The organism is Blastomonas sp., from assembly GCF_046294995.1.
Lineage (GTDB): Bacteria > Pseudomonadota > Alphaproteobacteria > Sphingomonadales > Sphingomonadaceae > Blastomonas.
Genome location: NZ_JBKBOG010000024.1, coordinates 19,687 through 28,551, shown reverse-complemented (window position 1 = coordinate 28,551; position 8,865 = coordinate 19,687). Strand labels below are relative to the sequence as shown.

The following is an 8,865-nucleotide window of genomic DNA, read 5'->3' as shown; positions in this document are numbered from 1 at the left end:
GCCGCCTCAAGGACTTCCGCCGCATCGCCACCCGTTACGACAAGCTCGCCCGCAACTTCCTGTCAGCCGTGAGCCTCGCTGCCGCCATCGCGTTCTGGCTCTGAACGAGTCTGGACCCTAGAAGTAGAAGGTCCGCCAAGCCGGAAAGAATTGCTCTGGGCACTGGCGGCAACACCTCTGCTGCTTTTTCAAATTTTAAGTTGGAGTAAACGTATCATCGGCGGGTTCCAAGGGGAGCCGCTTCAAGTATCCCGTTGGCTTGAACTCGATGTTTTAAAATCTGATCCAACTTGGCACTTCACTGCCGCAGTCGTCGTGTATCTTATATTTATTGCTTTTGCGGCACTGCTCCTATGGGCTTGCGCCCTGCAATTCCAACGTTGGTTGTTCTGGCGAAGGCGCACCTGATGGCCGCAACGGGGTCGGTTGCCGAATAGCAGCTTTTTTCAGCAATGCTCGGATAGCTGCCCGTCAGGTTGCAGGAAGCGCCAAGCGGCTGCTGCATGGCCGATTATGAGTGGATTGCCGACATTTACTGCACCATGCCTCTAACGTAACGAGTTGCGCCGCTCCCATTTGTTTTTCAGGTAATGGACAATGAACGGGGTAACGAAGAAAAATGGGAGAGCAGCCAGAAGGCCAATCCACCCGAAGCTGTTTATAATCACAATGGAAAGCATCGTGTGAAAAGCGCCCACGAGAAAATATTTCAATTTCTTGAACAGCATAAATTCAACCTGACTAGGCGTTAAGCAAAGCGCTAGGTTAGGCTCGATCTCCAACGACTACAAAGGGGTCGGCAAAAGAATTTCCGGTTTTTGCAAGATTGAGGCGATAGCTGCCTGAACGTCTTTTGGGGCAAAAGGAAACGTCCAGTGCGGGAGTTGTGCGTGGCCTTGACCCACCCTTGCTACAAAGGCGGAACCGCTCTATCTTACCTCTATCTTACCAAGGGATCCACCTATGGGCATTCAAAAGCGGATCACGACCGTCATGTCGACAAAGGGACAGGTCATCCTGCCCAAGGCGATCCGCGACCTGAGGCAATGGGCAGCGGGTACGCAGTTGATCGTCGAGAACACGGCCGATGGCGTGCTGTTGAAGTCCGCTCCCATTTTCCCCGAAACCGATCTGAAAGACGTGTTTGGAACGCTGCGGCATTCCGGTCCAGCGCTGTCGATCGAGGCGATGGACGCGGCGATCGACAGCGAGGCGAAGCGCCGTGCGGGCGATTGATACCAACGTCATCATCCGCTTGCTCACCTCCGATGATCCCGTTCAGGCCGAAGCGGCCCGGCGGGTCATCCAGCAAGGCGACGTTTTCATTGGGGTGACGGTTCTGCTCGAGGCGGAATGGGTGCTGCGCGCAGGCTATGGCTTTGGCGCAAGCGATATTGCCTCGGCCCTGCGCGGCTTGGCAGGGCTAGCCCAGGTGACGATCGAAGACGCGGTGGCAGTGGCCGTGGCGTTGGATTGGATGTCCAAGGGCGTGGATTTCGCCGACGCGTTGCACCTTGCCCGATCGGAGCATTGCAGCGCCGTTGTCACCTTCGACCGCAGGCTGGCAAGCAAGGCCAAGGGTTTGGCGCAAACGCCCGTCGTGATACCATAGAGCCGTCAGAACAGCCCCGCCCTCACAACTCGAACGTCACCCCCTGCGCCAGCGGCAGCGCGGCGGAATAGTTCACCGTGCTGGTCTGGCGGCGCATATAGGCTTTCCAGCTGTCGGATCCGGATTCGCGGCCACCGCCCGTCTCCTTCTCGCCGCCGAACGCGCCGCCGATTTCCGCGCCCGAGGTGCCGATGTTGATATTGGCGATGCCGCAATCGCTGCCTGCCGCCGCGACGAAGGCTTCGGCCTCGCGCAGATCGTTGGTGAAGATCGACGACGACAGCCCCTGCGCCGCCGCGTTGTTGAGCGCGATCGCCTCATCCAGCGTATCATAGCGCAGGCAATAGAGGATCGGCGCGAAGGTTTCGCGCAGCATCGGGCCGGTCTGTTCGGGCATCTCGACCACCGCCGGGCGGACGTATACGCCCTCACCTGGTCCCTCGATCCGCTCGCCGCCATGCACCGTGGCACCCAGCGCGCGGGCATCGGCGAGCGCGGCCTGCATCGCGGCGAAGGACGCCTCGTCGATCAGCGGCCCTGCCAAGTTCGCAGGATCGCGCGGATCTCCGATCGGCAGCCGCGCCGCTGCCGAGACGATCCGAGGTACGAACGCGTCATACGTCCCGCGCTCGACGAACAGCCGCCTGAGCGATGTGCAACGCTGGCCTGTCGTCCCCATGAAGCCGAAGGCGCAACCGGTCAGCGCGAGCTCCATATCGGCGCTGGGCGCGACCACCGTCGCGTTGTTGCCGCCCAGTTCGAGCAGGCTGCGCGCAAAGCGCTTGGCTGCCGCCTGGCCGACGATCCGCCCCATCGCGGTGCTGCCGGTGGCGGAAACAAGCGCGATAGCCGGATGATCGACCAGCGCCGCACCGGCCTGCGCATCGCCCAGCACCAGCTGCGCCAGCCCCTCGGGCGCGTCGGAACCGAAATCCGCCGCCACCCGGTCGAACAACGCCTGCACCGCGATGGCCGTCAGCGGCGTCTTTTCCGACGGCTTCCACACCACGCTGTCGCCGCAGACCAAAGCGAGCGCCGCATTCCACGCCCACACCGCAACCGGGAAGTTGAACGCGGTGATGATCGCCACTGGTCCCAGCGGGTGCCAGGTCTCGCTCATCCGGTGGCCGGGGCGCTCGCTGGCAATCGTGAGCCCGTGCAATTGCCGCGACAGCCCGACCGCGAAATCGCAGATGTCGATCATATCCTGCACCTCGCCCAGCCCTTCGGACAAGGGCTTGCCGCAATCGAGCGTCACCAGCATGCCGAGGTCGGCCTTGTGGCGGCGCAGTTCCTCGCCCAGACGGCGCACCAGCTCGCCGCGGCGCGGGCCGGGAACGGTGCGCCACGCGCGGAAAGCCTGTGCGGCACGGTCTGCGACTTCGCCAACACCAGCGGCATCGATCGGATCGAACCCGGCAACGCCAGCGCCATCGACCGGGCTGTTCACAGTCACAGCGCCTTGCGGGAGCGCAAAGCCAAGCGCGGTTGAAAGGTCATGCAGATGCTCTGCGCTGGATTTCATAAATCTCTCGTCTTTCGGTGGGGGGTTGGGCTGATCTTGTGTCGTCGCACTTCGCGGCGCGTGTCCGGGGCAAAGGCGGATCGGTGTAAAGCTATGTAAAAACGTATACGGAGGACTCGCCAATCACTTTAAAAACAGGCATTTGCTTATTCTTAATTACAGTTAACTGCTCGGTGGGCGCACAGTCAGGGGAACTTATGCGCATCGCAATAGCCGATGATGATGGCGAAAGCCTGGTCTGTCTGGAAAACATCATCGCAGGCATGGGGCATATCAGTGTCCGTTTCAACACCGGCGACCGGCTGACCGCAGCGCTGTCACGCGAGACGTTCGATCTGGTGATGCTCGACTGGAACATTGCGGGCAGAAATGGGCTGCAGATCGTCCAGTGGATGAAGCAGACCCTGGACAACCCACCCCCCGTCATCGTGCTGACCGGCCGCACCACCAAGCGCGACATAACCGAAGCCCTGAACGGCGGCGCGGACGATTACATCACCAAGCCGGAAGAAGACAATGTCATCGCGGCGCGGATCGCAGCGGTGCTGCGTCGGACCAGCGCCAGCGCCAGCATGGAGAAGACCGCAGCATTTGGAGGGTATCGGCTCGATCGCATGGCGCAGTCGATCCGCCACGCCGGCCACGACATCACGCTGACCGCCAAGGAATTCGAACTTGCTGACCTGCTGTTCCGCCACCGCGACCGCACGCTCTCGCGCGCCTATATCATGGAAACGATCTGGCGGACGAGCGCGGACCTTGCCACCCGCACGCTCGACATGCACATCTCGCGCGTCCGGTCCAAGCTGGCGCTGAAGCCCGAGAACGGATTTCGGATCTTCACTGTGTTCGGCTATGGCTATCGTCTCGAGACGATCGAGGACGCGAGCGACATGTCGCCCTCCCAGTGACGCTGCGCCGCGCGCGGATTATTTGGCCGACCAGTCCAGATTGGCCACCGCCACCAGCAGCGCAAGGCCCGATGACAGCCCGCCGATGAACGCGTTGCGCTCTATGTTGACATATTCATCGACCGAGTGCGCGCGCCCGCCCCCGCCGCCCGAGCCGATCGTGATCGCCGGAATGCCCAGGCTCATCGGGATATTGGAGTCGGTGGAGGATGCCTGCAGCTGCGTCTGATAGCCGTGATCGGCGAGCACGCGCTGGCTGGTCACCACCAGCGGATGGGTATCCGCCGTCGCGCCTGCGGGCCGATCGCCGATCCGGGTCTTTTCCGCGCCGACCTCGCCGACATTGGTCGAGCGCGCGTAGTTCTCTGCGACGACGGCCTCATCGACGATGGCAAGGAAGCGCTTTTCGAGCCGGTCGAGCGCTACTGGATCGGGCGAGCGCATATCGACCTGAAGCTCGATCCGGTCGGGGATCGAGTTGACCGAGGTGCCGCCCGAGACGACGCTGGCGGCAAAACTGGTGCGCGGGCTGGCGGGCACATCGGTCTCGTACAGGCGCTTGACCGCATCGGCCATCGCCGCCATCGGGTTTACGATGCCGAACGCGCCATAGCTGTGCCCGCCGGGGCCGGTAAACGCGATGTTGTAGCGCTTGGAACCGACCGCCTGGTTGACGATCCGCGACGGATCGGAGCCGTCGACCGAGATGAACGCGGCGATCCGGTCCTTGTACGCATTCTGGGTGAACAGGTGACGCACCCCGCGCAGATCGCCAGGGCCCTCCTCGCCCACCGTAGCGACGAACAGCACGTCGTGCTTGGTGGTCGTCTTCGAGGCGTTCAACGCGCGCACCCACGCGAGCAGCCCTGCAAGGCCGACGGTATCGTCGCCGACGCCCGGCGCGTTGAGCGTGTTGCCCTCGCGCCTAACCGTCACGTCGGTGCCCGCGGGAAACACGGTGTCGAGATGCGCGCTGATCACCACCAGCGGCCCGCCCACAGCCACCGTGCCGCGGCGGACGCCGGTGACGTTGCCGACCGCATCGGTGGCGACCTCGGTCAGCCCGAGCGCCTTGAACTGCTGCGCCAGATACGCGCCACGCGCCTGCTCGCCAAAGGGCGGCGCGGGGATTTCGGTGATCGTGATCAGTTCCTTGACGATCCGGTCGTAATCGCCCGCCAGCGCGGTCTTGGCCGCGGTCGCGTCCTGCGCAAGCGCCGGCGCGGCGACGCTGGCGCTGAGCGCCAGTGCGGCGATGAATGTCCGGAAAGCCATGCGATGCCCCTTGTTGTTGTTTTCTTTGTTTTTGTACCCCTGCGCAGGCAGGGGTCCATCTCCTGACCGCCCCAACTGGTGCAAGGGTAGAAGATGGGCCCCTGCCTTCGCAGGGGACCGGCATTGTCAATCCCGCGCCCTCAGTCCCGCGTCAGCACGAAATACACCACGTAAAACCACGAGAAGAACCCGTGGATGATCGCCCACAGCACCGAGTTGTGCGCGGTGTAGCTGATCGCGATGGCGAGCGCGCTGCCGAAGCCGACGCCGTTGCGAACGACCTCGCGCTGGACGATGACCCGCCGCTCGCTCATGCCGCCTGCCGTGCGGTGGCGATGGCTTCAGCGTTGAGCATCTCGGCGACCTCGAACGCGACCTCGAGCGACTGCGCCGCGTTGAGGCGCGGGTCGCAATGCGTGTGATAGCGGTCGCCCAAAGCCTCGTCGGTGATCGCGATCGCGCCGCCGGTGCATTCGGTGACGTTCTGTCCGGTCATCTCGATATGGATGCCGCCGGCATGCGTGCCCTCGGCGCGGTGCACCGCGAAGAAACCGCGCAGTTCGGTCATGATGCGGTCGAATGGCCGCGTCTTGAAGCCGCTCTCGGACTTGACGACATTGCCGTGCATCGGGTCGCACGACCAGATCACCGGATGGCCTTCCTTCTTGACCGCGCGCACCAGCGGAGCGAGCCCGGCTTCGACCTTGTCGTGACCGAACCGGCTGATCAGCGTCATCCGGCCAGGAATGCGCGCGGGATTGAGCGTGTCGAGCATGCTCAGCAGCGCGTCGGTGCTGAGGCTCGGGCCGCACTTGATGCCGATCGGGTTGCCGATGCCGCGCAGGAACTCGACATGCGCCGAGCCCTCGAAACGGGTGCGGTCGCCGATCCACAGGAAGTGCGCGGATGTATCGTACCAGTCGCCGGTCAGCGAATCGCGCCGGGTCATCGCTTCTTCGAACGGCAGCAGCAGAGCCTCATGGCTGGTGAAGAAGCTGGTGCCCTGCAGCTGCGGCACAGTGTCGGGACTGATGCCGCAGGCGCGCATGAAGTCGAGCGCTTCGCTGATCCGGTCGGCGGTCTGCGCGTAGCGCTCGGCCCAGGGGCTGCGGTCCATGAAATCGTGCATCCAGCCCTGCACCTGCTGCAGGCTGGCATAGCCACCGCTGGCAAAGGCGCGCAGCAGGTTGAGCGTCGCTGCGCTTTGCGAATAGGCGCGCACCATCCGCTGCGGATCGGGTTCGCGCACAGCCGCGTCGAACTCGATGCCGTTGATGTTGTCGCCGAAATAGCTCGGCATCTCGATATCACCCTGCCGCTCGGTCGGCGCAGAGCGCGGCTTAGCGAACTGGCCCGCCATCCGGCCCAGTTTCACCACGGGGCGCTTGGAGGCGAAGGTCAGCACCACCGCCATCTGCAGCAGCACGCGGAATGTGTCGCGGATGTTGTTGGGATGGAACTCGGCAAAGCTCTCGGCGCAGTCGCCGCCCTGCAGCAGGAACGCCTCACCGGCAGCGACCCGCGCCAGTTCCTTTTCAAGGCTGCGCGCCTCGCCGGCAAACACCAAGGGCGGATAATTGCGCAGCGTCGCTTCGGCATCGGCGAGTGCGGCGGCGTCGCGATACGCTGGAATATGCCGCGCCTCCTGGTTCCGCCAGCTATCCGGTGTCCATTTTGCCGCCACGTCCATCACTCCAAACGGTATCGAGAAAATCAGGCCGGCAAATCTAGGCCGGGCCGCGCCCCATAGCAACGTGTGCGGCAAAAAGCAGCATCCAAATGGCATTTACGGTCGCCGGACGCTCGCAGGCCTTGCCTTTGATGTCGCAAAGACTCTAAGCGAAGGCGATGGTCATGGTCCCGCCCGATATCATTCCTTTCAGCGGCCGGTTCGATGGCACGACGCACTATTTCGCGTGCCGGGTGTATTTCGAGGACACCGACTTTTCCGGCATCGTCTATCACGCCAACTATCTGCGCTATATGGAGCGCGCCCGGTCGGACATGCTGCGCTGCCTGGGAGTCGATCAGCGTTCGACGCACGACTCAGGCGGCGGGGTGTACGCGGTGGCGGACATGCACCTGCGCTTTGTGCGCCCGGCGAAAATGGACGACGACCTTGTCGTGATGAGCCAGATCACACGTTTGCGCGCTGCAGCCTGCATCATTCATCAACGAGTCATCCGACGCGGTCAATCTGTCGCCGATTCTATCGAGACACTGCTGGAGGCAGACGTTACCGCAGCATTCATCAACCCCGAAGGGCGCCCCATCCGTCAGCCGCGCGCCTGGGTGGACGCTTTCACCGAAATTCTCGATGCCGACCAGCCCATCTTAGCTGACAAGCCCATCTTCGCTGACAAGAAAGACAGACCCCGCATATGATCGATACCATTGGCCTCACCCCCGATGCCGTCACCCTGTCGCCGCTCAAGCTGTTCATGGAGGCCGACCTTGTCGTCAAGGCGGTGATGATCGGCCTGGCGCTTGCCAGCATCTGGACATGGACGATCATCATCAGCTTTGCGATGAAGATCGGCAAGATCGTCCGCGACAACAATGCGTTCGAGCAGGACTTCTGGAAGGCGGGCGATATCGACGCGTTCTACAAGGCGCGCGGCCATGAAAAGCTGCCCAGCGCGCGCGTGCTGGCATCGGGCGTCGGCGAATGGCGGCGGACTACCAAAAGCCGGATCACCGACCGCGACGGCGCGCGCCAGCGGCTCGCCACTGCGATGCACTCGACCGTCGGCCAGGAAATCGACACCATGGCCGACCGGCTGAACTTCCTTGCCACCGTCGGCTCGGTCGCGCCGTTCGTCGGCCTGTTCGGTACCGTGTGGGGGATCATGCGCAGCTTTACCGCGATCGCCGCCGAGCAGAACAGCTCGCTCGCGGTCGTCGCCCCGGGCATCGCCGAAGCCCTGTTCGCAACGGCGATCGGGCTGTTCGCGGCGATCCCCGCGGTCATCGCCTACAACCGCTTTTCGCACCGGCTCAACAAGCTCGAAGGGCGCCTCTTCCGCTTTGCCGATGCGTTCCACGGCGAACTCAGCCGCGAGCTCGAGAAGGATCCCATCTGATGGCGATGTCGCTTGGCCCCTCGGGCGGCGGCGGACGCGGACGCCGCTCGCGCGCGCCGATCGCGGAAATCAACGTCACGCCGTTCGTCGATGTGATGCTGGTGCTGCTGATCATCTTCATGGTCACCGCGCCGTTGCTGGTCGCAGGCGTGCCGATCGACCTGCCCGACAGCCGCGCCGCTGCGCTCGAGCAGGAGAAGGAGCCGATTCAGATCTCGCTCGATGCCGACGGCCAGCCGTTCATCGACGATGCGCAGGTCTCGATGGCGGACCTGCCCGCAGCGCTCGAGGCGATCCGTGCCGAGCGCGGCGAGGATGACGGCACCGCGCCGCAAGTGATGCTGCGCGCCGACCGTGCTCTGGATTATGGCAGCGTGATGCGGGTAATGGGCGAATTGAACCGGGCAGGCCTCAACCGCGTATCGTTGGTCACCACGGGTTCATCTGACCGACCATAAC

General features: G+C 63.4%; 11 protein-coding genes and 1 pseudogene. 8 read left to right on the top strand and 4 right to left on the bottom strand.

Annotated elements, in window-relative coordinates:
* The 4 genes and pseudogenes from ACK4R0_RS16625 to ACK4R0_RS16610 form a co-directional block, all read left to right on the top strand.
* A pseudogene (locus tag ACK4R0_RS16625) lies at positions 1–104 on the top strand (IS5/IS1182 family transposase); the annotation flags it as partial.
* Positions 105–150: 46 nt separating this feature from the next.
* Entirely contained in the window at positions 151–408 is a 258-nt protein-coding gene (locus ACK4R0_RS16620) for a hypothetical protein (protein ID WP_409676645.1), read from the top strand.
* A 555-nt stretch (positions 409–963) separates the two neighbouring features.
* On the top strand, positions 964–1,236 hold the full coding sequence (locus tag ACK4R0_RS16615) for an AbrB/MazE/SpoVT family DNA-binding domain-containing protein (RefSeq protein ID WP_409676642.1): 273 nt from the start codon (positions 964–966) through the stop codon (positions 1,234–1,236).
* Positions 1,223–1,612, top strand: a complete 390-nt coding sequence (locus tag ACK4R0_RS16610) for a type II toxin-antitoxin system VapC family toxin (RefSeq protein ID WP_409676639.1) — start codon at positions 1,223–1,225, stop codon at positions 1,610–1,612. The genes ACK4R0_RS16615 and ACK4R0_RS16610 overlap by 14 nt, the downstream gene beginning before the upstream one ends.
* 22 nt (positions 1,613–1,634) lie before the next feature.
* On the opposite strand, the gene ACK4R0_RS16605 is transcribed toward ACK4R0_RS16610, so the two are convergent.
* Entirely contained in the window at positions 1,635–3,137 is a 1,503-nt protein-coding gene (locus ACK4R0_RS16605) for an aldehyde dehydrogenase family protein (RefSeq protein WP_409676636.1), read from the bottom strand.
* Between the two features lie 197 nt (positions 3,138–3,334).
* On the opposite strand from ACK4R0_RS16605, the gene ACK4R0_RS16600 reads away from it, so the two are divergent.
* Positions 3,335–4,048, top strand: a complete 714-nt coding sequence (locus ACK4R0_RS16600) for a response regulator transcription factor (RefSeq protein WP_409676633.1) — start codon at positions 3,335–3,337, stop codon at positions 4,046–4,048.
* 18 nt (positions 4,049–4,066) lie between these two features.
* Here ACK4R0_RS16600 and ACK4R0_RS16595 read toward each other — a convergent pair whose 3' ends face one another.
* The 3 genes from ACK4R0_RS16595 to ACK4R0_RS16585 form a co-directional block, all read right to left on the bottom strand.
* The gene (locus tag ACK4R0_RS16595; RefSeq protein WP_409676630.1) at positions 4,067–5,323 is read right to left on the bottom strand and encodes a M20/M25/M40 family metallo-hydrolase; all 1,257 of its coding nucleotides are present in this window, start codon (positions 5,321–5,323) and stop codon (positions 4,067–4,069) included.
* A gap of 140 nt (positions 5,324–5,463) precedes the next feature.
* Complete coding sequence (locus ACK4R0_RS16590; RefSeq protein WP_300884229.1) at positions 5,464–5,637, bottom strand: hypothetical protein; 174 nt, start codon at positions 5,635–5,637, stop codon at positions 5,464–5,466.
* Positions 5,634–7,007 carry a class II 3-deoxy-7-phosphoheptulonate synthase gene (locus ACK4R0_RS16585; protein ID WP_409676648.1) on the bottom strand — a complete coding sequence of 458 codons (1,374 nt, stop codon included), beginning with the start codon at positions 7,005–7,007 and terminating at the stop codon, positions 5,634–5,636. The genes ACK4R0_RS16590 and ACK4R0_RS16585 overlap by 4 nt, the downstream gene beginning before the upstream one ends.
* Positions 7,008–7,171: 164 nt before the next feature.
* Between ACK4R0_RS16585 and ACK4R0_RS16580 the strand changes: the two genes are divergently transcribed.
* From ACK4R0_RS16580 to tolR, 3 genes are read left to right on the top strand one after another with little or no spacing between them, the layout of a single operon-like run.
* A complete protein-coding gene (locus tag ACK4R0_RS16580; protein ID WP_409676627.1) occupies positions 7,172–7,708 on the top strand; it encodes a YbgC/FadM family acyl-CoA thioesterase in 537 nt (178 codons plus the stop codon).
* The gene (gene tolQ / locus ACK4R0_RS16575; RefSeq protein ID WP_409676624.1) at positions 7,705–8,406 is read left to right on the top strand and encodes a protein TolQ; all 702 of its coding nucleotides are present in this window, start codon (positions 7,705–7,707) and stop codon (positions 8,404–8,406) included. The genes ACK4R0_RS16580 and tolQ overlap by 4 nt, the downstream gene beginning before the upstream one ends.
* Positions 8,406–8,864, top strand: coding sequence for a protein TolR (gene tolR, locus ACK4R0_RS16570; protein WP_409676621.1), 459 nt, complete (start codon positions 8,406–8,408; stop codon positions 8,862–8,864). Before tolQ ends, tolR begins: the two co-directional genes overlap by 1 nt.
* The last annotated feature ends 1 nt before the right edge of the window (position 8,865 follow it).

Coding starts and splice junctions, on each gene's coding strand:
- ACK4R0_RS16615 (WP_409676642.1), top strand. CDS start 964: ATGGGCATTCAAAAGCGGATCACGACCGTCATGTCGACAAAGGGACAG.
- ACK4R0_RS16605 (WP_409676636.1), bottom strand. CDS start 3,137: ATGAAATCCAGCGCAGAGCATCTGCATGACCTTTCAACCGCGCTTGGC.
- ACK4R0_RS16600 (WP_409676633.1), top strand. CDS start 3,335: ATGCGCATCGCAATAGCCGATGATGATGGCGAAAGCCTGGTCTGTCTG.
- ACK4R0_RS16595 (WP_409676630.1), bottom strand. CDS start 5,323: ATGGCTTTCCGGACATTCATCGCCGCACTGGCGCTCAGCGCCAGCGTC.
- ACK4R0_RS16590 (WP_300884229.1), bottom strand. CDS start 5,637: ATGAGCGAGCGGCGGGTCATCGTCCAGCGCGAGGTCGTTCGCAACGGC.
- ACK4R0_RS16580 (WP_409676627.1), top strand. CDS start 7,172: ATGGTCATGGTCCCGCCCGATATCATTCCTTTCAGCGGCCGGTTCGAT.
- tolQ (WP_409676624.1), top strand. CDS start 7,705: ATGATCGATACCATTGGCCTCACCCCCGATGCCGTCACCCTGTCGCCG.
- tolR (WP_409676621.1), top strand. CDS start 8,406: ATGGCGATGTCGCTTGGCCCCTCGGGCGGCGGCGGACGCGGACGCCGC.